Source organism: Streptomyces sp. NRRL F-5727, assembly GCF_000719555.1.
Lineage (GTDB): Bacteria > Actinomycetota > Actinomycetes > Streptomycetales > Streptomycetaceae > Streptomyces.
Map to the genome: position 1 here is coordinate 1 of NZ_JOGX01000087.1, position 23,171 is coordinate 23,171.

19 protein-coding genes are annotated in these 23,171 nt (G+C 74.5%); 16 read left to right on the top strand and 3 right to left on the bottom strand.

Features of this window, described 5'->3' with window-relative positions; all coding sequences use genetic code 11:
- Window positions 1-198 precede the first annotated feature (198 nt).
- The 10 genes from IF73_RS0134275 (at window position 199) to IF73_RS0134320 (ending at window position 11,947) form a co-directional block, all read left to right on the top strand.
- Window positions 199-1,653 (top strand): tetratricopeptide repeat protein, encoded by a 1,455-nt coding sequence (locus tag IF73_RS0134275; RefSeq protein WP_051717606.1) that lies wholly within the window; start codon window positions 199-201, stop codon window positions 1,651-1,653.
- A gap of 232 nt (window positions 1,654-1,885) precedes the next feature.
- Window positions 1,886-4,258 (top strand): collagenase, encoded by a 2,373-nt coding sequence (locus IF73_RS0134280; protein WP_031014745.1) that lies wholly within the window; start codon window positions 1,886-1,888, stop codon window positions 4,256-4,258.
- Between the two features lie 70 nt (window positions 4,259-4,328).
- The gene (locus tag IF73_RS0134285; RefSeq protein WP_031014747.1) at window positions 4,329-5,507 is read left to right on the top strand and encodes an NAD(P)/FAD-dependent oxidoreductase; all 1,179 of its coding nucleotides are present in this window, start codon (window positions 4,329-4,331) and stop codon (window positions 5,505-5,507) included.
- Window positions 5,504-5,821, top strand: coding sequence for a (2Fe-2S)-binding protein (locus tag IF73_RS0134290; RefSeq protein ID WP_031014748.1), 318 nt, complete (start codon window positions 5,504-5,506; stop codon window positions 5,819-5,821). The genes IF73_RS0134285 and IF73_RS0134290 overlap by 4 nt, the downstream gene beginning before the upstream one ends.
- Window positions 5,802-7,196, top strand: coding sequence for an NAD(P)/FAD-dependent oxidoreductase (locus tag IF73_RS0134295; protein ID WP_031014750.1), 1,395 nt, complete (start codon window positions 5,802-5,804; stop codon window positions 7,194-7,196). Before IF73_RS0134290 ends, IF73_RS0134295 begins: the two co-directional genes overlap by 20 nt.
- Window positions 7,197-7,278: 82 nt before the next feature.
- Window positions 7,279-8,178 (top strand): dihydrodipicolinate synthase family protein, encoded by a 900-nt coding sequence (locus tag IF73_RS0134300; RefSeq protein WP_031014752.1) that lies wholly within the window; start codon window positions 7,279-7,281, stop codon window positions 8,176-8,178.
- A 20-nt stretch (window positions 8,179-8,198) separates the two neighbouring features.
- Window positions 8,199-9,203, top strand: a complete 1,005-nt coding sequence (locus IF73_RS0134305) for a proline racemase family protein (RefSeq protein ID WP_031014754.1) — start codon at window positions 8,199-8,201, stop codon at window positions 9,201-9,203.
- Window positions 9,191-10,246 carry a proline racemase family protein gene (locus IF73_RS0134310; protein WP_234338429.1) on the top strand — a complete coding sequence of 352 codons (1,056 nt, stop codon included), beginning with the start codon at window positions 9,191-9,193 and terminating at the stop codon, window positions 10,244-10,246. Before IF73_RS0134305 ends, IF73_RS0134310 begins: the two co-directional genes overlap by 13 nt.
- Window positions 10,243-11,181 (top strand): ornithine cyclodeaminase family protein, encoded by a 939-nt coding sequence (locus IF73_RS0134315; protein WP_031014758.1) that lies wholly within the window; start codon window positions 10,243-10,245, stop codon window positions 11,179-11,181. The genes IF73_RS0134310 and IF73_RS0134315 overlap by 4 nt, the downstream gene beginning before the upstream one ends.
- A 49-nt stretch (window positions 11,182-11,230) precedes the next feature.
- Window positions 11,231-11,947, top strand: coding sequence for a GntR family transcriptional regulator (locus IF73_RS0134320; protein ID WP_037881423.1), 717 nt, complete (start codon window positions 11,231-11,233; stop codon window positions 11,945-11,947).
- A 79-nt stretch (window positions 11,948-12,026) separates the two neighbouring features.
- Here IF73_RS0134320 and IF73_RS0134325 read toward each other — a convergent pair whose 3' ends face one another.
- The 3 genes from IF73_RS0134325 to IF73_RS0134335 form a co-directional block, all read right to left on the bottom strand.
- A complete protein-coding gene (locus tag IF73_RS0134325; protein ID WP_031014764.1) occupies window positions 12,027-13,472 on the bottom strand; it encodes a glyceraldehyde-3-phosphate dehydrogenase in 1,446 nt (481 codons plus the stop codon).
- 109 nt (window positions 13,473-13,581) lie between these two features.
- On the bottom strand, window positions 13,582-14,619 hold the full coding sequence (locus IF73_RS0134330; protein WP_031014767.1) for a serine hydrolase domain-containing protein: 1,038 nt from the start codon (window positions 14,617-14,619) through the stop codon (window positions 13,582-13,584).
- 99 nt (window positions 14,620-14,718) lie between these two features.
- Window positions 14,719-16,458 (bottom strand): VanW family protein, encoded by a 1,740-nt coding sequence (locus IF73_RS0134335; RefSeq protein WP_078868410.1) that lies wholly within the window; start codon window positions 16,456-16,458, stop codon window positions 14,719-14,721.
- A 309-nt stretch (window positions 16,459-16,767) separates the two neighbouring features.
- On the opposite strand from IF73_RS0134335, the gene IF73_RS0134340 reads away from it, so the two are divergent.
- From IF73_RS0134340 to IF73_RS0134365, 6 genes are all read left to right on the top strand, one after another.
- Window positions 16,768-17,802 carry a LacI family DNA-binding transcriptional regulator gene (locus IF73_RS0134340; protein WP_031014771.1) on the top strand — a complete coding sequence of 345 codons (1,035 nt, stop codon included), beginning with the start codon at window positions 16,768-16,770 and terminating at the stop codon, window positions 17,800-17,802.
- Between the two features lie 79 nt (window positions 17,803-17,881).
- Window positions 17,882-18,169: a hypothetical protein gene (locus IF73_RS0134345; protein WP_031014774.1), complete on the top strand. Its 288-nt coding sequence runs from the start codon at window positions 17,882-17,884 to the stop codon at window positions 18,167-18,169.
- Between the two features lie 131 nt (window positions 18,170-18,300).
- Window positions 18,301-19,371, top strand: coding sequence for a phosphatase PAP2 family protein (locus IF73_RS0134350; RefSeq protein WP_031014776.1), 1,071 nt, complete (start codon window positions 18,301-18,303; stop codon window positions 19,369-19,371).
- 44 nt (window positions 19,372-19,415) lie between these two features.
- Window positions 19,416-21,635: an NADP-dependent isocitrate dehydrogenase gene (locus IF73_RS0134355; RefSeq protein WP_031014778.1), complete on the top strand. Its 2,220-nt coding sequence runs from the start codon at window positions 19,416-19,418 to the stop codon at window positions 21,633-21,635.
- Window positions 21,636-21,731: 96 nt separating this feature from the next.
- The gene (locus IF73_RS0134360; RefSeq protein WP_031014781.1) at window positions 21,732-22,022 is read left to right on the top strand and encodes a hypothetical protein; all 291 of its coding nucleotides are present in this window, start codon (window positions 21,732-21,734) and stop codon (window positions 22,020-22,022) included.
- 98 nt (window positions 22,023-22,120) lie between these two features.
- On the top strand, window positions 22,121-23,171 hold a 1,051-nt coding region (locus IF73_RS0134365; RefSeq protein WP_037881425.1), incomplete at its 3' end, for an RNA polymerase sigma factor.

Consider the following 23,171-nt stretch of genomic DNA (forward strand, 5'->3'; position numbering starts at 1 on the left):
ACGCACGGCCGCCCCCCCGGCCGCCCCCTCCGGCCGCCCCCGGGCGGTCCCGCACCCGGACGGGGCGCGCGGAGGCGCGGGCGGAGTGCGGCGGGACCGGCCGGGGCACGCTCCCGGTGCCGCCGGGTACGGGCCCGGCCCCGTCCGGCCGGGCCCGTACCCGGCGCAGTATCCGAGGAACCGAGGTGAGGAACCGCATTGGCGACCGACCGTCACGGCACCACCCTGCACGCCTGCACACCCGAGGGGGCGGACCATCTGGACCGGGCCGTCGAGGCCCTGCTCTTCTTCCGGCCCGAGGTCTCCGCGGCCGTCGAGGACGCGCTCGCGGCGAGCCCCGAGTCGCCCGACGCCCAGGCGTTCGCCGTCTACCTGGGGGTGCTGGGCACCGAACACACCGCCGCCGCGGCGGCCCGCACGCGCTTCGGGCGCTATCTCGCCGGCCGCGACACGAGCGCTCTGCCCGCGCGCGAGCGGCTCCACCTGGCGGCCGCGGCGGCCTGTCTCGCGGGCGACCTGCACGGTGCGGGCGACCTCCTGGAGGAGCTGTCCCTCGCGTACCCGAGGGACGTGCTCGCGCTCTTCGCCGGGCACCAGCTGGACTTCCTCACCGGGGACGCCGTCCGGCTGCGGGACCGGATCGGCGGGGCCCTGTCGGCGTGGGGGAGGGCGGACGAGCCCTGGGGGCCGCTGCTCGGCATGTACGCCTTCGGTCTGGAGGAGTCCGGGCACTACCGGCGCGCGGAGGAGAACGGACTCGCGGCGGTCGAGCGGCAGCCGAGGGACGTGTGGGCCGTGCACGCCGTCACCCACACCTACGAGATGCAGGGCCGGATCGCCGAGGGCGTCGCCTTCCTCGACGCGCGCGCGGACGACTGGGCCCGCGGCAACTACCTGACCGTGCACAACTGGTGGCACTACGCCCTGTACTGCCTGGAGGCGGGCGCCGAGGAGACCGCGCTGCGCGTCTACGACGCCGCCGTCCACCCGGCGGAGTCGGCGGGCCTCGCGATGGAACTGCTCGACGCCGCCGCGCTGTTGTGGCGGCTGCGGCTCGCAGGCCGGGAGGAGCCGGCGCGCTGGGCGCGGCTCGCCGACGCGTGGGCCGCGCGGGCCGATCCGCCGTTCTACGCCTTCAACGACGCCCACGCGGTGATGGCCTACGTCGGAGCGGGCCGGATCGCGGAGGCGGAGGCGCTGGTGGCCGACCGCCGGCGGTGGCTGGCCGAGGGCGGCGAGGACCGGCGGACCCTCGCCAACCACGCCATGACGGCCGAGATCGGCCTTCCCGTCTGCGAGGCGCTGCTGGCGCACGGGAGGGGCGACCACGCGGCCGTGGTCGAGCTGTTGTGGCCGGTGCGGCGCCGGATCCAGGTGTTCGGGGGCAGCCACGCCCAGCGTGACGCCGTGCAGCGGACGCTGCTGGAGTCGGCGCTGGCCGCCGGGGACCACGACCGGGCGCGGCTGCTGCTGAGCGAGCGGGACGGGCTGCGTCCGGACAGCCCGTACAACTGGCTGGGCCGGGCCCGGCTGGCCGACGCGATCGGCGACGCGGCGCTCGCGGCGGTGGCGCGGGAGCGGGCCGCGGGTGCGGCGAAGGGGCTGAGGCCGACGGCGCCCGGCCTCGGAGCCGTACCGAACTCCCCGTGCTGACCTGGGGGTTCGGTCCCGGATGAGCAGGGCCGGGCGTCCGCCTCCCCCCGTTCCCTCGCGGAGGCGGACGCCCGGTCCTCGCAACTGACCCGTGCACAGGGGTTGTCAGTGCAATTTCACATTACTATGTTACAGCTCGTGCGGCGGACGGTCGTCTCTCCGTCAACTCGCGTTCAGGCTCCTCTGATCGGCCGCGCAACCCCCCTCATCCCCACCCTCTTCAGGAGACCTCGTGTCCCAGCACAGCGTCGTGCGCTCCTCCCTCCTCGCCACCGCGATCGCGGTGACCCTGGTGGCCTCCGCCGGCCAGGCCGCGACCGTGGCCGCCGAGGCACCCGCGCCGCGCGCCGCCGGCGCCGCCCTGCCCGGCGCCTTCGCGCCCGCCGCCGAGCCGAACCCCTTCGACGAGGTGGAACGATTCGCCAACGCCCGGACGGCCAAGCCCGCCCCGGCCCCCGCCCCCGGCGGCACCGGCGACACCCGGGCCCGCGTCCCCGGCCGGGCCGAGAAGAGCCCCGAGGCCACGGCCGAGCGGCAGGACGCCCCCGCCGCCACCACCCTCGTCGCCGGTGTCCCGTGCACCCTCGACGGCATCACCGGGCTCTCCCCGGCCGCCTTCGCCGACTTCCTCGCCGACCCCGCCGTCACCGCCGACGGCTGTCTGAGCGGCCTCATCTGGACCTGGGACGCGCGGCTCGCCCGGGTCATGTCCGACGCCCACGTGCAGGCCGTCGCCCAGCGCATATCCGGCCTGGCCGCCGCCCACGACGGCCGCAACTCCTCCCACCTGGAGGAGATGTTCACCTATCTGCACGCGGTCGCCTACCACGACTTCTCGCGCTCCGAGATCGACATCACGGACGCCCCGACCGTCGACGCCGTCCGGCGCGCCATCGCCGCCTTCGGCTCCGCCGCCCGCACCTTCGACGTCACCGCGTCCAACGCCCGCACCCTCCGCGAGGCCCTCTACATCGGCAGCGCCCCCGGTCTGCGCCAGCACCAGCTCGGCCTCATCACCAAGGTGCTCGCCACCATGGACCCGGCGCACACCGCCACGAACCAGGACCCGACCTGGGCCGGGGCCGCGCTCGCCGCGCTCTCCGTCAACTACCTGGGCATCTACTCCGGCAACCAGGACGCCGCCTTCCACGCCGCCGTCGCCGCCGACCCGGCCTACCGCGCCGTCTTCAAGGCGTTCGCCGGATACACCCACCTCAAGGGCACCGCCAACGCCTGGGTCGTCCGCGACGCGCTGAGCGAGTACGGCCGCTTCGGTGAGGTCGCCGGCCTGCGGAACGGGATCGTCGCCGACCTCGGCGCGCTGATCGGCCCCGTCGAGTCCGCCTGGGGCTCCGGCAGCCAGCCCTGGGCCAAGATCGTCTCCTGGCTGAACTTCTACGACGCCTGCGCCCCGTACCGCGTCTGCAAGGCCGACATCGAGGCCCGGATCTTCCCGTACACCTACACCTACGACACCGGGACCGGCGCCGCCCTCAAGGTCCGCACCGGCCTCGACCGCGCCACCGTCGACCAGCTCTACTACGCGAGCAAGCAGGTCAAGGCGCAGTTCCACCGGGTGGTCGGCAGCGAGCAGCCGCTGGCCGGCGACCCCAACACCACCCTGAACATCGTCCTGTACGGCTCGCGGGCCGACTACGAGAACTACCACCCGATCCTCACCGGGTACGACACGAACAACGGCGGCATCTACATCGAGAACGGCGCCACCTTCTACACCTACCAGCGCCGCGTCCCGCAGGACTCCTCGCTCACCCTCGAAGAGCTGTTCCGCCACGAGTACACCCACTACCTCAACGGCCGTTTCGCCGTCCCCGGCTTCTTCGGCCAGGGCCCCTGGTACCAGGGCGACCGCACCACCTTCATGGACGAGGGCACCGCCGAGTTCTTCGACGGCGCCACCCGCGACGACGGCATCGCCGTCCGCAAGTCCCTGGTCCGCGGCATCATCAACGACACCGCCGGCGGCGGTCCCCGCATGAACCTCCGGCAGATCCTGCACGCCACCTACGACGGCGACGGCTTCCGCTTCTACAACTACGCGGGCACCTTCTTCGAGTTCCTGTGGACCGAGCGCCCCTCGCTGATCCGCGAGATGTACACCCGCCTGCGCGCCGACGACGTCGCCGGCTACGACGCCTGGCGCGAGCGGCTCAGCTCCGACGCCGGACTCCAGCAGGCGTACGACCGCTTCCTCGACGCGCAGATCGCCAAGGTCGACGAGCTGTTCGTGCCGAACACCGCCTACGTCCCCAACGCGCAGCTCACGTACTCGACCGTCGCCGGGGTGAAGGCGGCCTTCGCCAACGCCACGTACAACACCCCGGACTGCGTCGAGAACGGCGAGCCCGGCAAGCGCCGCTTCGTCTGCACCGGCCGGATCACCGCGAACCTGGCGAACGCGAACAGCGACGACCAGAACTTCAAGGACATGTCCGAGACGGTCGACTACTTCATCCTCGACCGCGCGGGCGAGGCGCTGAACAACCTGGCCGACATGAACTGCAGCTTCGGCCCGATCGACATCTGGTCCAACCGGGTCGCGGGCACGTCGGACTTCCGCTGCGAAGGCCCGCTGCGCAGCTGACCGCACATCCACCGTGCCCAGGTGCCGGAAGGCCCTGGGCACCGCCAGAAGAATGTGACATATTACTGTCGTGCCCAAGAGACACTCCCCGGACGTCGTGATCATCGGAGCCGGCGTCGTCGGCGCCGCCTGCGCCTACTACGCCACCCGCTCCGGACTCACCGTCGCCGTGGTCGACCGCGGTCCCGTCGCGGGCGGTACCACCGGCGCCGGGGAAGGCAACCTGCTCGTCTCCGACAAGGAGGCGGGCCCCGAGCTCGACCTCGCGCTGCTGTCCACGAGACTCTGGCGCGAACTCTCCGCGACACTCCCGCCGGAGACCGAGTACGAGCCCAAGGGCGGGCTCGTCGTGGCGCCCGACGAGCCCGCCCTCAAGGCCCTCCGCACCTTCGCGGAGGGCCAGCGGGCCGCCGGCGTCGACGCCGCCGAGATCCCCGCCGACCGGCTCGCCGACCTCGAACCCCATCTCGCCCCCGGCCTCGCCGGCGGCTTCCACTACCCGCAGGACGCCCAGGTCCAGCCCGCCCAGGCCGCCGCCCGGCTGCTCGCCGCCTCCGGCGCCGCGCTCCACCTCGGCGAGGAGGTCACGGCGATCCTCCGCGACCCGGCCGGAGCCGTCCGCGGGGTGCGCACCGCCCGCCGCGAACTCCTCGCCCCCGCCGTCGTCAACGCCGCCGGCACCTGGGGCGGCGAGGCCGCCCGGCTCGCCGGCGTCCACCTGCCCGTGCTGCCCCGCCGCGGCTTCGTCCTCGTCACCGAACCCCTGCCGCGGATCGTCCGCCACAAGGTCTACGCCGCCGACTACATCGCCGACGTGGCCAGCGGCTCCGCCGCCCTCCAGTCCTCCGCCGTCGTCGAGGGCACCCCCGGCGGGCCCGTCCTCATCGGCGCCACCCGCGAGCGCGTCGGCTTCGACCGTACGCTCTCCACCGAGGCGCTGCGCCGGCTCGCCGCCCAGGCCGCCGCCCTCTTCCCGGTCCTCGCCGACGTACAGGTGCTCCGCGCCTACCACGGCTTCCGCCCCTACCTCCCGGACCACCTCCCGGCGATCGGGGCCGACCCGCGCGTCCCCGGCCTCCACCACGCCTGCGGCCACGAGGGGGCGGGCATCGGCCTCGCCCCCGCCACCGGCCTCCTCGTCGCCGCCGCCCTCACCGGCGCCGCGCCCCCGCTCGACCCGGCGCCGTTCCGTCCCGAGCGAGACTTCGGCCCCGCCGACCCGATCCCCCCGCAGGAGCAGCAGAGTTGAGCCGCCGCACCCCGCGCGACCTCGTCGGAGGCGCGCCGCAGGAGACCTTCACCTTCCGCTTCGACGGACGGGAGATCCCGGCCGCCACGGGCCAGACCGTCGCCGCCGCCCTCTGGGGCGCGGGCGTCCTCGCCTGGCGCACCACCCGGGGCGCCGGCGAGCCGCGCGGCGCCTTCTGCGGCATCGGCCAGTGCTTCGACTGTCTCGTCACCGTCGACGGCACCCCCAACCGCCGCGCCTGCCTCGTCCCGGCCCGCCCCGGCGGCCTCGTCACCAGCCAGGAGGGAACCGGCCATGACGACCTCGCCGTCTGACCCCACCGCGCCCGCCGACCTCGCGATCGTCGGCGCCGGGCCCGCCGGGCTCGCCGCCGCCGTCACCGCCGCCGCGCTCGGCCGCAGCGTCACCCTGCTCGACGCGGGCGCCCGCCCCGGCGGCCAGTACTACCGCCACCCCGAGCCGGCCCTCGGCGCCGTCCGGCCCCAGGCCCTGCACCACGACTGGGCCGCCTTCGCCGGCCGCGAGGCCGAACTGCGCGCGTACGAACGGGCGGGCCGCATCCGGTATCTGGCGGAGCATCAGGTGTGGAGCGTCACCGGGGCCGGCGCCGACTGGACCGTCCACTCCCGCACCGACGAGGAGGCCGGGCGGCCCGTCCGCGCCCGCGCCGTGCTGCTCGCCACCGGGGCGTACGAGCGCCAGCTGCCCTTCCCCGGCTGGACGCTGCCCGGCGTCGTCGGCGCCGGGGGAGCCCAGGCCATGCTCAAGAGCGGGCTCGTGCTGCCGGGACGCCGGGTGGTGGTCGCGGGCAGCGGGCCGCTGCTGCTCGCCGTCGCCGCCTCGCTGGCCGCCGCCGGCGCCCGCGTCCCCGCCGTCGTCGAGGCCGCCGGATACGGGCCGTACGCCCGCCACACCGGCACCCTGCTGCGCAACCCGGCCAAGCTCGCCGAAGGCGCCCGCTACGGAGGCGCGCTGCTCCGCCACCAGGTCCGCCCGCTGCTCCGGCACGCCGTCGTCGAGGCGCACGGCACCGACCGGGTCGAGGCGGTGACCGTCGCCCGGCTCGACCGCGACTGGCGGCCCGTGCCCGGCACCGCCCGCCGCATCCCCTGCGACGCGCTCGCCGTCGGCCACGGCCTGGTCCCCGAACTCTCCCTCGCCACCGCCCTCGGCTGCGCCACCCGCACCGCCGCCGACGGCACCGTTGCCCTCGTCCTCACCCCCGGCCTGCGCACCTCGGTGCCGGGCGTGTGGGCCGCGGGCGAGACCGGCGGTGTCGGAGGCGCCCAACTGGCCCTCACCGAGGGCGAGATCGCGGCCCATGCGATCGCCGGACGGGCCGTCCCGGCCGCCCTCGCCCGGCGCCGCGCCCGGCTGCGGGCCTTCGCCGACGCCATGGGCGCCGCCCACCGGCCCGGCGCCGGCTGGACCGGCTGGCTCCGCGAGGAGACCGCCGTCTGCCGCTGCGAGGAGGTGCCCGCGGGCCGCGTCCGCGAGGCGGTGGAGGAGCTGGGCGCCACCGACGCGCGCACGGTCAAGCTGCTGACCCGGGCCGGCATGGGCTGGTGCCAGGGCCGGATGTGCGGTCCGGCCGTGGCCGCGCTGGCCGGCGGCGGACCGGCTCCCGACCGGCGCCCGCTGGCCTGCCCCGTACGTCTCGGGCAGCTCGCCGAGCTCCCCGCCGACTAGCCCTTTTCCGTGGTGGCCGCGCTCTTGTGGCCGCCGTACACCCCTTAGTAAAATGTCACACACTACAAAGGAGTACGTCACGATGACCGACACCCGCACCCGCCCCTGGCACGGCATCATGGTCGCCACCACCCTGCCGCTGCGCGAGGACCTCTCCGTCGACCTCGACGCCTACGCCGCCCACGTCCGCTGGCTCATCGACAACGGCTGCGACGGCGTCGTCCCCAACGGCTCGCTCGGCGAGTACCAGACGCTCACCGACGCCGAGCGCGCCGCGGTCGTCCGCACCGCCGTCGAGGCCGCCGGCGACGGCGCCCGCGTCATGCCCGGCGTCGCCGCCTACGGCTCCGCCGAGTCCCGCCGCTGGGCCGAACAGGCCGCCGAGGCCGGCGCCGGCTCCGTCCTCCTGCTGCCGCCCAACGCCTACCGCGCCGACGAGGAGGCGGTCCGCGCCCACTACGCCGAGGTCGCCAGGGCCGGGCTGCCGATCGTCGCCTACAACAACCCCATCGACACCAAGGTCGACCTCACCCCCGCCCTCCTCGCCCGCCTCCACGCCGACGGGAACATCGTCGCCGTCAAGGAGTTCAGCGGCGACGTCCGCCGCGCCTACGAGATCGCCGAACTCGCCCCCGGACTCGACCTCCTCATCGGCGCCGACGACGTCCTCCTGGAACTGGCCCTCGCCGGCGCCGTCGGCTGGATCGCCGGCTACCCCAACGCCCTGCCCGAGTCCGCCGCCACCCTCTACCGGGCCGCCGTCGCCGGCGACCTCGCCACCGCGCTGCCGCTCTACAAGGCGCTGCACCCCCTCTACCGCTGGGACTCCAAGACCGAGTTCGTCCAGGCCATCAAGCTCTCCATGGACCTCGCCGGCCGGCCCGGCGGCCCCACCCGCCCGCCGCGCCTGCCGCTCACCGGCACCGCCGAGACCGCCGTCCGCGCCGCCACCGAGAAGGTCCTCGCCGAAGGACTCCGCTGATCCCAGGGGGAAGACAGCCCATGCGCACCCGACACGTCTACCACGCGGTGGACTCCCACACCGAGGGCATGCCCACCCGGGTGATCACCGGCGGAGTGGGGGTGATCCCCGGCGCCACCATGGCCGAGAAGCGCCTCCACTTCATCGAGCACCGCGACTCCCTGCGCACCCTGCTCATGTACGAGCCGCGCGGCCACGCCGCCATGAGCGGCGCGATCCTCCAGCCCGCGACCCGCCCCGACGCCGACTACGGAGTCCTCTTCGTCGAGGTCTCCGGACTGCTCCCGATGTGCGGCCACGGCACCATCGGCGTCGCCACCGTCCTCGTCGAGACCGGCATGGTCCCGGTCACCGAACCGGTCACCACCGTCCGCCTCGACACCCCGGCCGGACTCGTCTCCGCCGACGTCCGCGTCGAGGACGGCGCCGCCCGCTCCGTCACCCTCACCAACGTCCCCGCCTTCAGCGTCGGCCTCGACCTGAAGACCGAGGTCCCCGGGTACGGCACCGTCACCTACGACCTCGCCTACGGCGGCAACTTCTACGCCTTCGTCGAACTCGACGCCCTCGGCCTCCCCTTCGACCGCGCCCACAAGCAGGAACTGATCACCGCCGGACTGGCGATCATGGACGCCGTCAACGCGGGCGACGACCGGCCCGTCCACCCCGAGGACCCGGCCGTCGCCGGCGTCAAGCACGTCTACCTCGCCGCTCCCGGCTCCGACGCCCGTCGTTCCCGGCACGCCATGGCCATCCACCCCGGCTGGTTCGACCGCTCCCCGTGCGGCACCGGCACCAGCGCCCGGATGGCCCAGCTGCACGCCCGCGGACAGCTCGCCCTGGACACCGACTTCGTCAACGAGTCCTTCATCGGCACCGAGTTCACCGGCCGGCTGGTCGCCGAGACCACCGTCGGCGGCCGGCCCGCCGTCGTCCCCACCGTCACCGGACGAGCCTGGATCACCGGCACCGCCCAGTACTTCCTCGACCCCACCGACCCCTTCCCCGCCGGATTCCTGCTGTGACCGTCCTCCCCGCGGACGGCGTCCGCGTCACCGACTACCACACCGCCGGCGAACCCTTCCGGATCGTCGCCGACGGCCTGCCGCCCGCTCCCGGCGACACCGTCGCCGAGCGGTGCGCCACCGCCGTCGGCCCCGGCGGCTCCGGCACCGCCCCCCGCCCCGGCCCCCTGGACGCGCTGCGCCGCCTCCTCGTCCAGGAACCGCGCGGCCACGCCGGCATGTACGGCGGGTTCGTCGTCCCGCCCGACGACGACGGCGCCCACCTCGGCGTCCTCTTCTGGCACAAGGACGGCTTCTCCACCGCCTGCGGCCACGGCACCATCGCCCTCGCCGCCTGGGCCGTCGACACCGGCCGCGTCCCGGCCGGCGACGGCGACCGGGACGTGCCCGTCCGCATCGACGTGCCGTCCGGCCGGGTCACCGCCACCGTCCACCGGTCCGGCGGCCGCACCACCGGCGTCACCTTCCGCAACGTGCCCGCCCGGATCACCGCCCGCAAGGTGCCCGTCGCCACCGGCCTCGGCATCGTCGAGGTCGACCTCGCCCACGCCGGCGCCTGCTACGCCTCCGTCCCCGCCCGCGAGCTCGGCCTCACCGTGGACAAGGCGTCCCTGCCCGCGCTCACCCGGGTGGGGCGGGAGATCCGCACCGCGCTCGCCGGCCACCCCGCCACCTGGCACCCCGACGGGCCGCTGCTCTCCGGCGTCTACGGCGTCATCCTGTACGAGGACCTGCCCGACACCCCGGAAGGGCCGCGCCAGCGGAACGTCACCGTCTTCGCCGACGGCCAGATCGACCGCTCCCCGTGCGGCTCCGGCACCTCCACCCGGCTCGCCCTCCTCGCCGACGAGGGCCGCCTGAAGGAGGGCCAGGTGCTCACCCACGAGTCGATCGCCGGCACGGTCTTCACCGGCCGCGCCGTCCCCGGCGCCGACCCGGACGGCGGCCTCGTCACCGAGGTCACCGGCACCGCCCACCGCACCGGCGAGGCGCACTTCACGCTCGACCCGGACGACACCCTCGGCGCGGGGTTCCTCCTGTGACCGCGCTCCCGTACCTCGACGGCGGCGCCGTCACCCGGGCGCTCGCCCCGGCCGCCGCCGTCGAGGCCCTCGCCGCGGTCCTGCGGGACGGGCTCGACCCCGAGACCTGCCCGCCCCGCTCCGCCGTCCCCGTCCCGGCCGGCGAGCTGCTGCTCATGCCGGCCGCGGCCGGCCGCTGGGCCGGAGTGAAGATCGCCGGGGTGGCGCCCGGCAACGCCGCCCTCGGACTGCCCCGGATCACCGGCAGCTACCTCCTCCTCGACGGGGCCACCCTCCGGCCCCGCGCCCTGCTCGACGGCGCCGCCCTCACCGCACTGCGCACCCCCGCCGTCTCCGCCCTGGCGGTCCGTCACCTCACTCCGGGGGAGCGGCCGTTGCGGGCGGTGGTGTTCGGTTCGGGACCGCAGGCGTACGGGCACGTCGACGCGCTCCTCGCGGTGCGGAAGCTCGCCTCCGTCACCGTGGTCGCCCGCGACCCCGGGCGGGCCGAGGGGCTCGCCGCGTACGCCCGGGGCATCGGCGTCCCCGAGGCCCGCCCCGGCACCGCCGCCGAGGTGGCGGAGGCGGACCTGGTGGTCTGCTGCACCACCGCCCGGACCCCCCTCTTCGACGGGCGGCGGGTGGCGTCCGGAGCGGTGGTCGTCGCCGTCGGCTCGCACGAGCCGGACGCCCGCGAGACCGACACCGCCCTGGTCCGCCGCTCCGAGGTCTGGGTCGAGGCGCGGTCGGCGGCCCTGCGGGAGGCCGGTGACCTGCTGATCCCCGAGGGGGAGGGGGCGATCGGGCCCGGCCACATCACCGGCACCCTCGCCGACCTCGTCCGGGGCCCGGCGCTGCCCGTCCCCGGGCCGGCCCCCCGCCTCTTCAAGAGCGTGGGCATGGCCTGGCAGGATCTCGCCGTGGCCGTCGCGGTCCACCAGGCGGCCCCCGGCTGAGCAACGTGACATTGTACGCTGGGCGCCTGCGGATTCTCGGAGGAACGGCGTGGGTGACCTGAAGCAGCACAGTCTCATCAAGGCCCAGGAGCGGCTTCGCGACCAGGTGGGCCACGCACTGCGCGCGGCCCTCACGGCCGGTGAGCTGAAGCCCGGGACCGTCTACTCGGCCCCGGGCCTCGCGGCCGAGCTCGGCGTGTCGGCCACCCCGGTGCGCGAGGCCATGCTGGACCTGGCCCGCGAGGGCCTCGTCGAGCCGGTCCGCAACAAGGGCTTCCGGATCACCGAGGTCAGCGAGCGCGAGCTCGACCAGTGCACCGAGCTGCGCATGCTCATCGAGGTGCCCACGGTCGGCCGGGTCACCGACACCGCGACCGCCGAGCAGCTGGAGGCGCTGCGCCCGCTGGCCGAGGAGATCGTCGTCAACGCCCGCGAGCACAACCTGATCGGCTATCTGGAGGCGGACCGGCAGTTCCACCTCACCCTCCTCGGGCTGTCCGGAAACGACCGGCTGGTGGAGACCGTGGGCGACCTGCGCAAGCGGTCCCGGCTCTACGGGCTGACCGGTCTGGACGAGGCCGGCAAGCTGGTCTCGTCCGCCGAGGAACACGTCGAACTGCTGGACCTGATGATCGCCCGCGACCGGGCCGGCGCCGAGGCGTGCATGATGCGCCACCTCGGCCACGTCCGCTCGCTCTGGGCCGAGGCCAGGGACGAGCCGGTCGAGCCGGCGGCCGGCGCCCTGCGCTCGGTCCGCAAGCGCTGACCCGGGACCGCCCCGGAAACGACGAACGGCGCGCCGCACTCCACGAGGGAGTGTGGCGCGCCGTTCGCGTGGGCGGGGATCAGACCGCCGGGGCCGGGAAGGTCGGGTACTCGACGCCCGAGACGTGCTGGACGACCCGGATGACCTGGCAGGAGTAGCCGAACTCGTTGTCGTACCACAGGTACAGGATCGCGTTGTCGCCGTCGACCTTGGTCGCGCCGGCGTCGACGATGGACGCGTGGCGCGAGCCCACGAAGTCCATCGAGACGGCGTCGGGAGCCGTGGTGAAGTCGATCTGACGCTTCAGCGGCGAGTGCAGCGAGACGTCGCGCAGGTACTCGAGCACCTCGTCGCGGGTGGTCTCGCGGCCCAGGCGCAGGCTGAGGATGGCGATCGAGACGTCCGGGACGGGGACGCGGATCGAGCTGCCCGTGATCGGGGCCTTCAGCTCCGGCAGCGCCTTCGCGACGGCCGAGGCGGCACCGGTCTCGGTGATCACCATGTTGAGCGGCGCGGACCGGCCGCGGCGGTCGGCCTTGTGGTAGTTGTCCAGCAGGTTCTGGTCGTTCGTGAACGAGTGGACGGTCTCCACGTGACCGCGCAGCACGCCGTACTCGTCGTCCATCGCCTTGAGCGGCGGGACGATGGCGTTGGTGGTGCAGGAGGCGCAGGAGAGGATCTGCTCGTCCGGCTTGATCGTGTCGTGGTTGACACCGTGCACGATGTTCGGCACGTCGCCCTTGCCGGGCGCGGTCAGGACGACCTTGTCGATGCCCGGACGCAGGTGCTTCGACAGGCCCTCGCGGTCGCGCCACTTGCCGGTGTTGTCGATCAGGATGGCGTTCTCGATGCCGTACGCCGTGTAGTCGACCTCGGAGGGGTCGTTGGCGTAGATGACCTTGATCGTGTTGCCGTTGGCGACGATGGCGCTGTTCGCCTCGTCGACGGTGATCGTGCCCTGGAACTGGCCGTGGATCGAGTCCCGGCGCAGCAGGGAGGCGCGCTTGACGAGGTCGGCCTCGCCGCCGCCGCGCACGACGATGGCGCGCAGCCGCAGACCGTTGCCCGAACCGGCCTTCTCGATGAGGAGGCGGGCGACGAGACGGCCGATGCGGCCGAAGCCGTAGAGGACGACGTCCCGGCCGTCCCGGCGCTCGATCTTGTTCGCACCCGTGGCGCCGGCGACGGCCTCCGCGGTGAACTCCTCGACCGTCAGACCGCGCGAGTCGGCCTTGTACTCGGCGGCGAGCATGCCGATGTCGATCTGCGAGGGGCCGAGGTCGAGCGTGGTGAGCGTCTGCAGGAAAGGCAGCGTCTCGGTGACCGAGAGCTCCTCGCCGGCGATCTGGCGGGCGAAGCGGTGCGTCTTGAGGATGCTGACGACCGACTTGTTCACCAGGGAGCGGCTGTGAACGAGGACGGTGACGTCCTGCTCACGGTGCAGCTTCCCGATGATCGGGATCATCGACTCCGCGATCTCCTCACGGTTCTTCCAGCTGGTGAACGAGTCATCATTGACAGTCACAAGATTTATCTTTCGAGCTAGACGGCGCTCATATGGTAACCCGGGGCTCCTTCGCCCCCACAAGGGGGCCCGAACGCATGTCCTGCAGCTCACACCTCCGCTCCGCCGCTCAGGCGAAGGCGGACGCGCGGAACGCCTCGCGGATCCGGGCCAGGGGGGCCGGGTCCCGGGTGACGTAGAGGCGGTTGGTCAGGAGGACCGCCCAGCGCCCGCGGGCGGGGGAGACCCACATCGCCGTGCCGGTGAAGCCGAAGTGGGCCCACACGTCGTCGGCGGGCGTGGTGCCCGGCGCCGGGTGCCAGAGCAGGCCGCGCGCCGGGCCGAGGTTCCCGGTGCCGACCCGCAGCGAGGCCGCCGTCCAGGCCGGGGAGAAGGTCCCCGGGGGCGGGTCGAGGACGCCGCGCAGGAAGCGGCCCGTGTCGCCGGCCGTGGTGAAGACGCCGGCGATCCCGCACGCCCCGCCGAGCAGCCGGGCCGAGAAGTCGTGGACCGTGCCCCGCAGATGACGGCCGGTCTCCTCGTCGTACTCCGTGGGCGCGCAGCGGGCCGCCGCCTCGGGCGGCAGCGGGCCCCAGCGGGTCTCCCGCATGGCGAGCGGCGCCCAGACGCGCTCCTCGGCGAGGCGCGCGAGCGGCCGGCTCGTCAGGTGCTCGGCCAGCCAGCCGAGGACGAGCGCCGCCCGGTCGGTGTACGCGACGGCCGCGCCGGGCGGGTGCCGCAGCGGCTCGGCGAGCACCCCGTCCCGCACGTCCTGCGGGTCGGAGCCGTACAGGAAGCGCAGATTGGCCCGGAGCGGCATGCCGGCGGTGTGGGTGAGGAGGTGGTGCGCGGTGACCGCGCCGACCGGGCGTCCGGCCGCGGCCGGCCAGAAGGTGCCGAGCGGCGCCGACAGGTCCAGCTTCCCGGCGTCCACCAGGGTGCCGGTCACCGCCCACACCGACAGGATCTTGGTGAGGCTGGCCACGTCGAAGAGGGTGTCCGGACGCACCGGCTCCTCCGGCCGGGCCGGGTCGAGGACCCCGACCGCGCCGGTCGACCGGGTGCCCGAGGCGTCGCCGACCGCCCACACGGCGCCTGGACACACCCCGTCCCGGACCGCGGCCGCGAGCAGCCGGGCGCAGGGGGGAACCTCACCGGTCTCCGCCACGGCACACCTCCCACGGGGCGGGTGCGGCCGGGACCGGCCGCACCCCAGGCATGCATGCCCGCACGCGGCGGGGAGGACACCGTTCCGCCGCGGCCGGCGTCAGTTGCAGACGACCTCGTCGCGTGGGGTGTAGTGGGTCTTGAAGGTCTGCCGCTTGACCTCCTCGCCGCCGTTCTCGAAGACCCGGTCGACCGCGATGTCGAAGCCCTCCAGCGGCTCCTGCGGCACGCACGAGTCGCCGGTGGCCTCGCGCTTCTCCGGCTTGGTGATGTTCGTCCGCGGCCCGGCGACCGCCTCCACGGAGTCGTACTTCTTGGTGCCGTAGAAGGTGATGGTCACCGAGGAGTCCGTCGCGCTCGCCGCGATGTAGATCGGCTTGCCCGAGTCGTTGCGGAACTTCTGGTCCAGGCTGCCCCAGGCGACGGTGGCCTCCCGGCCCGCCGGGTAGCGCTCGATGTAGAAGGAGTGCGCGCCGTACTCGACCGGCTGCACGCCCGCGAAGAAGACCGCGTTGAAGACGGTGGTCGCCACCGCCGACACCCCGCCGCCGGGCGCCTCCTGGTAGCGGCCGTCGAGGATCATCGTGCCGTCGACGAAGCCGTTCTCCTCGGTGCGCTCGCCCACCGTCTCGTTGAAGCTCCACACCTCGCCCGGCTGCACCAGCGAGCCGTTGATCAGCTCGGCGGCCCGGCCGATGTTCACCGTCCGGTACGGGGCGGTGGGGAAGTTCACGGTGAAGGTGGACATCTGCTCCTTGATGCCCAGCGAGCCGAGGGTGGCGGTGCTCACCTGCGGCTGGGTGACCTTGGTGGCCACGGTGGCGGTACGGGCCGCCTCCCCGGTCCGGGTGAGCAGCGGGTCCACGGCGGCGCCGAGCGACCGCTCGGTCACCTCGCGGCCCGGCCTGCCCTCCTTCACGACGACGACCTTGCCGTCCCGCACCCCGAGGGTGCCCTCCACCGGCGCGCCCGTCATCGCGGCCAGCGGGCGGGCCACGTCCGGGTCGCGCAGCAGCGCGGCGGAGTCGAGGGAGCCGGTCAGCCGGCCGTTCTCGTTCTTCACGGTCAGGTGGTCGCCCAGGGTCTCGGGGGAGATCCGCAGCTTCTGGTCGCCGACGGTCAGCGTGACCGGGCCGGAGACGGCGGGCTTCGCGTACGCGTCGAGGAAGCGGGTGACCTCGGCGGCGGGCAGCTTCGGCTGGGTCACCGACACGGGCAGGCTCACGGCGGCGGCGCCGGGGGCGGCCGGGTAGGCGGCCCGCAGGGCCTCGGCGGCCTTCGCGGTGTCGAGCCTCTGTCCGGCGACGGACCGGGTGGCGACGGCCTCGCCGTCCTCGAAGGCGACCGAGCCCTCCTTGACGGCCCGGTCGTTCTCCTTCGCCAGCGCGGCGACGGCCGCGTCGGTCTTCGCCGCGTCATGGGCGAGGACCGGTTCGATCTCGCGGTCGCCGGAGGAGAAGAGGCGGCCGATGACGGTGAACGGGTCCCTGGACGGGTCGGCGGCCCGCTCGGCCGTGGCCTCCGCGTCGACGGACAGCCCGGCGGCGGCCGGGGAGACGCTCTCGGTCCGCTCGCCGACCGTCACCGGGATCGGCGCGGTCCACGCGGCGGGGGCCTGCGCCCTCAGTCGCTCGGCGGCCTCGGACTTGCTCAGGCCGCCTATGTCCACGCCGGCGACCCGGGTGCCGGCGGATATGTCGTCGCCGGTGGTCACCAGCCCGGCCACGTACAGTCCGCCCGCCGCGACGGCGACGACACCCGTGGCGATCGCGACCGTCCGCCACCGTGGGCGGCCGCCGGCTGCGGGCGTCGGGGCATGGTCGGTCCTGGGGCGGGGCACACGCTCTCCCGGTGCGTCGGGGACAAGGGGATCCTCACGACGGTACGTCGAAAGAGTGTCAAATGCACATAAAGCCGGTCTGACCTGCGACGATACCGCCTGGAACGAGACCGCCACGCAGGGTGCCGACCGGGCCGGGCCGGGGACCCGCGGGACGGGGGGACGGCCCCGGCGGCGGAGCTCGCGCCCGCCGCCGTCCCCTTTGGCCGCCTCCCGATCCCGCCGGGCCCCGCCGCCCGCCTGATAGGTTCGCCGCACATACGGGCGGTCGACGGGCGGCGGGCCCGGGGCCGAGGGGAGAAGCGGCACATGGCGTCGAGCGGGCGACAGACCGGCAGGCCCACCCTGGAGGAGGTCGCGGCCCGGGCCGGTGTCGGCCGCGGCACGGTCTCCCGGGTCATCAACGGCTCCCCGAAGGTGAGCGAGCAGGCCAAGGCGGCCGTCGAGAAGGCCGTCGCCGAACTCGGCTACATCCCCAACCGGGCCGCCCGCGCGCTGGCCGGCAGCCGCACCGACGCCGTCGCCCTCGTCGTCCCCGAGACCGAGGCCCGGCTCTTCGCCGAGCCGTACTTCCTCGACATCATCCGTGGCGTCAGCGGCGAACTCGCCGCCGCCGACAAGCAGTTGCTGCTCACCCTGATCCGCAGCGACCAGGAGCGGCAGCGCTTCGAGCAGTACCTCGCCGCCCAGCGCGTCGACGGCGTGCTGCTGGTCTCCGTGCACGCCGACGACCCGCTGCCCGACCAGGTGCGCGCCCTGGGCCTGCCCGCCGTGCTCAACGGCCGCCGCCGCGAGGACGAGCCGGTCGCCTTCGTCGACTCCGACAACACCGGCGCCGGCCGCACCGCCGTCGCCCACCTCGCCGCCCGCGGCCGCACCCGCGTCGCCACCATCACCGGCCCCCTCGACATGTACGGCGCCCGCTGCCGCCTCGACGGCTACCGCGAGGGCCTCGCCGAGGCCGGCCTCGCCCCCGACGACGCCCTCGTCGCCACCGGCGACTTCACCGAGGAGGGCGGCCGCCGCGCCATGCGGGAGCTCCTCGACCGCGCCCCCGACCTGGACGCCGTCTTCGCCGCCTCCGACGTGATGGCGGCCGGCGCCCGGGCCGTGCTCCGCGAGGCCGGCCGCCGGGTCCCCGAGGACGTCGCCCTCGTCGGCGTCGACGACTCCGCCGTCGCCCGGCTCATGGACCCGCCGCTCACCAGCGTCCGCCAGCCCATCGAGGAGATGGGCCGCACCATGGCCCGGCTGCTGCTGGCCGAGATCGCCTCCCCGAGCGAGCCCGACGACCAGCCCCGCCGGATGCTCCCCACCGACCTCGTCGTCCGCGCGTCCTCCTGACGACAGCCGCACGTTCACCCGGTCATGGCATGATCGCGCCACCGCCGGCAGGGGGCCGGCGGGGACCGGGGGGCCGTTCATGAACTGGTACGTCATTCCGGGGGCGTTCGCGCTCCTCCTCGCCGTCAGCGGCATCGCCACCCTCCGCACCGGCTGGGTGCCGCACCGGCTCCGTCACCGGGTCCGCCGGGTCGCCCTCCACGGCTGGGCCCAGGTGCTGATGGCCGGATCCTTCGGCCTCCAGAGCGCCGGCGGATTCGCCGGGGAGCCCGCCACGGGCTCCGCCGTCGGCCTGATCGCCGTGCTCACGATGCTCGCCGCCCTCGTCCTGCTCCTCGTCTCCCAGCTCGGCCCCCGAGACGAGTGACCCCGCGGCGAGCGACCCCGCCGCGACCGAATCCGCGCCGACCGAATCCGCGGCGAGCGAATCCGCGCCCCCTCGTGTCGTTCGGGTGAGCCCAGCAGGCGGCCCGGCCGCCCGTGGGTTCGAATCGGGTCATGGCTTCCTACGACAGGCGCATAGGCGGCTCCCCGAGACCGCCCAAGGCCGGTGACACCTGGTGGTACGCCGCCGTGGCCGGCGAGGCCGCGGGCTCCTTCAGCACCCGCGTCCGCACCCGGACCCGGCGTGCCTGCCTCGGGGCCGTCCTGCTGCTCACCCTCGTCTACGCCGGTCTGGTCCTCACCGCGACCGGCCGCCGCTGGGGCGACGCCGCCGTCACCGGCCGGCGCGCCGACACCCGCGTCGCCGCCTTCGTCCGCGACCACCCCTCCCTGGCCGGGGCCGCCACCCTCTCCCTCGTCCTCGCCTGCGTCCTCCTGGTGGGCCTCGGCGTGCTGCGCAAGCGGTACGCGCTCACCGGCGCCGCCGCCGGGGCCGTCGCCGTCGCGCTCGCCGTCGCCGGACTCCTCCAGCGGTACGCGCCCCGCCCCAGGGTGCCCGACGCCGCCGGGGCGCTCGCCCCCAGCGGCTTCCCCAGCGCCACCGCCACCCTCGCCTTCGGGATCGCCTTCGCCCTCGCCCTGGTCGTCCCCCGCCGCTCCCGCGAGCTCGTCGTCGGCGCCGCCACCCTCTGGGCGGTCGTCCTCGGCGCGTACTCCGTCGCCGCCGGCGACCACCGCCCCGGCGACGTCATCGCCGCCGCCCTGCTCGCCCTCGCCGTCCAGTGCGGCCTGATCGCCCTGCTCGCCCGCCGCGGCAAGGTCCGCCCCGGCACCCGGCGCGGCACCACCCTGCGCGGCCTCCCGGCGACCCTGCCGCTCGCCCTGCTCGCCGCCGGCGGTCTCGCGGCCGGGTTCCTGCTGCTCGGCGACACCCTCGGACTGCCCGCCACCGCCCCGTACGACCCGGACGAGCTCCGCCTCGCCCACCGCTGCGGCCAGGCCCTCGCCGCCGGTGTCGGGGCCGCCGCCGGGCTCGCCCTGCTCCTCCTGGTCCGCCACGTCGACCTGGCCGGCGGCCCCGCCTCGTACCGGCTCGGCGGACCCCTCATCGAGGACTCCGGAGCCCCCGATCAAGGAGAGCTCGTGGGGCCCTTTACGGAGAACCACGATCACGAGATATCTTGATGTCGAGCAATCTCGCATACGCAGACGTGGAGCGGAGCACCCTGGTGACTGACTCGACCATCATCTACACCCACACCGACGAGGCGCCGGCCCTGGCGACGTACTCGTTCCTGCCCGTGATCCAGGCGTATGCCTCCACGGCCGGCGTCACGGTCGAGACGCGTGACATCTCGCTCGCGGGCCGCATCATCGCGAGCTTCCCCGAGTTCCTGGAGGAGGGGCAGCGCATCGGCGACGCCCTCGCCGAGCTCGGCGACCTGGCCAAGACCCCCCAGGCCAACATCATCAAGCTGCCGAACGTCTCGGCCTCGATCCCGCAGCTGAAGGCCGCGATCGCGGAGCTCCAGGGCCAGGGCTACGCCCTCCCGGACTACCCGGACGACCCGCAGACGGACCAGGACAAGGACGTCCGCGCCCGCTACGACAAGATCAAGGGCTCGGCCGTCAACCCGGTCCTGCGCGAGGGCAACTCCGACCGCCGCGCCCCCGGCTCGGTCAAGAACTACGCCAAGAACCACCCGCACCGCATGGGCGCCTGGACCCCCGAGTCCAAGACGAACGTGGCCACCATGGCCGAGAACGACTTCGCCGGCACCGAGAAGTCCTTCGTCGCCGCCGAGGACACCACCCTCCGCTTCGAGCACGTCGCCGCCGACGGCACCGTGACCGAGCTGCGCGCCCCCCTCAAGGTCATCGCGGGCGAGGTCGTCGACGCCTCCGTGATGCGCGTCGCCGCCCTGCGCACCTTCCTCTCGGAGCAGGTCGCCCGCGCCAAGGCCGAGGGCGTCCTCTTCTCCGTGCACCTCAAGGCCACCATGATGAAGGTCTCCGACCCGATCATCTTCGGCCACGTCGTGCGCGCCTTCTTCCCGAAGACCTTCGCCGCCTTCGGCGCCGACCTCGCCGCCGCCGGCCTCTCCGCCAACGACGGCCTCGGCACCGTCCTCAACGGCCTGGGCGCCCTCCCGAACGGCGCCGAGATCAAGGCGTCCTTCGACGCCGAGCTCGCCGAGGGCCCGGCCCTCGCCATGGTCGACTCCGACAAGGGCATCACCAACCTGCACGTGCCGTCCGACGTCATCGTCGACGCCTCGATGCCGGCCATGATCCGCACCTCCGGCCACATGTGGGGCCCGGACGGCCAGGAGGCCGACACGCTCGCGGTCCTCCCGGACCACAGCTACTCCGGCGTCTACCAGGCCGTCATCGAGGACTGCCGCGCCCACGGCGCCTTCGACCCGTCGACCATGGGCTCCGTCCCGAACGTCGGCCTGATGGCGCAGAAGGCCGAGGAGTACGGCTCCCACGACAAGACCTTCGAGATCGCCGCGGCCGGCACCGTCCGCCTCGTCGACGCCTCGGGCGCCACGGTGCTGGAGCAGGAGGTCGCCGAGGGCGACATCTTCCGCGCCTGCCAGACCAAGGACCTCCCGATCCAGGACTGGGTCAAGCTCGCCGTCACCCGCGCCCGCGCCACCGGCGCCCCGGCCGTCTTCTGGCTGGACGAGAACCGCGCCCACGACGCGCAGCTCATCGCCAAGGTCAAGCAGTACCTGCCGCAGCACGACACCGAGGGCCTGGACATCCAGATCCTGTCCCCGGTCGAGGCCACCAAGTTCTCCCTGGAGCGCATCCGCCGCGGCGAGGACACCATCTCCGTCACGGGCAACGTCCTCCGCGACTACCTGACCGACCTCTTCCCGATCCTGGAGCTGGGCACCAGCGCCAAGATGCTGTCGGTCGTCCCGCTGATGGCGGGCGGCGGCCTCTTCGAGACCGGCGCCGGCGGCTCCGCCCCGAAGCACGTCCAGCAGCTCGTCAAGGAGAACTACCTCCGCTGGGACTCCCTCGGCGAGTTCTTCGCGCTGGCCGCCTCCTTCGAGCACCTGGCCACCACCACGGGCAACGCCCGCGCCCAGGTCCTCGCGGACACCCTGGACCGCGCCACCGGCACCTTCCTCAACGAGGACAAGTCGCCGACCCGTCGCCTCGGCGGCATCGACAACCGCGGCAGCCACTTCTACCTGTCCCTGTACTGGGCCCAGGAGCTGGCCGCGCAGACCGAGGACGCCGAGCTCGCCAAGGCGTTCGCCCCGCTCGCCGAGACCCTCTCGGCGAACGAGCAGAAGATCGTCGACGAGCTGAACGCCGTCCAGGGCTCCCCGGCCGAGATCGGCGGCTACTACCAGCCCGACCCGGCCAAGGCCGCGGCCGTCATGCGCCCGTCCGCCACGTTCAACGAGGCCGTCGCGTCGCTCGCCTGATCCGGCACCCGACGCGTACCGCCCCGGCCGGAATCCCTCCGGCCGGGGCGGTCCCGTCGGTGGCGCGTACGCCATCCGGGTGTGACCCTGGAGGGCATGAGCTGGGCATCTTGGACGACCGCCGGTGTCTACACCGGGCGTGGTGGGGTGCTGACCGTCGAGGGCGGAATCGTCACGGGCGACCTGACCGTGCACACGACCTTCGCCGACGGTGAGGCACGCGTGGCCGTGCAGTACAGCGGCGCATCCGACTGGTTCACCATGTCGGGCAGTCCCGTCCCCTGCTCCTCGGAGGAGGAGAGCCGAGAACTCCACGACGCCGTCGTGGAGGCCGTCCGGGAGGGCCACGGGGCGACCGTCCCACGCCTGCCCCACCCGACCGGCTAGCAACCGGACCGTCGAGCGAACAAAAGTGTTATCCCTACCCGGCCCCTCGGGTCTCCACCAGGACGGGGACGCGGACCGGGGACAAGGGAGCACCATCCATGCACAGCGACGAGCAGCGCACCACCGCCCTGGTGGAGGCGGCGCGCGCGGGCGACCCGCACGCCAGGGACGCACTGGTACGCGCCTTCCTGCCGCTCGTCCACAACGTGGTCGGCCGCGCCCTGGACGGCCACGCCGACACCGACGACGTCGTCCAGGAGACCCTGGTCCGCGCCCTCGACGGGCTGCCCGCGCTGCGGGACCCGGCGCGCTTCCGGTCCTGGCTGGTCGCCATCGCCATGAACGGGGTTCGCCGCCGCTGGCGGGAACGCCTCCAGGAGCCCCTTCCCGGCCTCGACCGGGCCGTCGGCCTCGCCGACCCGGCCGGCGACTTCACCGACCTCACCATCCTCCGCCTCGGTCTGACCGGACAGCGCCGCGACGTGGCCCGGGCCACCCGCTGGCTCGACGAGGACGACCGCGAACTGTTGTCGCTGTGGTGGCTGGAGGCCGCCGGCGAACTCACCCGCGCCGAACTCGCCGAGGCCCTCGGCCTCGACCCGGCGCACGCCGCCGTCCGCGTCCAGCGCATGAAGGAACGCCTGGAGACCGGCCGGGCCGTCGTCGGCGCCCTCGACGCCCGCCCGCGCTGCCCCGACCTGGCCGCCGCCCTCACCCCGTGGGACGGCCGCCCGTCCCCGCTGTGGCGCAAGCGGCTCGCCCGCCACCTGCGCGACTGCCGCGCCTGCGGGGCCGGCCTCGACCGCCGCGGACTCGCCCCCGTCGAGGGCCTGCTCGTCGGCATCGGCCTGGTCCCGCCCCTCGCCGGGGCCCTCCTGGACGCCGGCACGGCCCCGGCGTTCGCGGCGGAACCGGTCGGGTGGGCGCAGCCGGCGGGCGCGCCGGAGGCGACCGGCGGGACGGAGCCGACCGCCGTCACGCAGCCGGGGGGCGGACCGGAGGCGACCGGCGTGGCGGAGCCGGCCGCCGGGCACGCCGCCCCCTACTGGACCCCCGGCCGCCGGGCCGGGGCCGCCGGCGTCGCGGCCGTCGCCGTCCTCGGGGCGCTGGTGCTCACCCTCCCCGGGCCCGACGAGCCCCGCCCCGAAC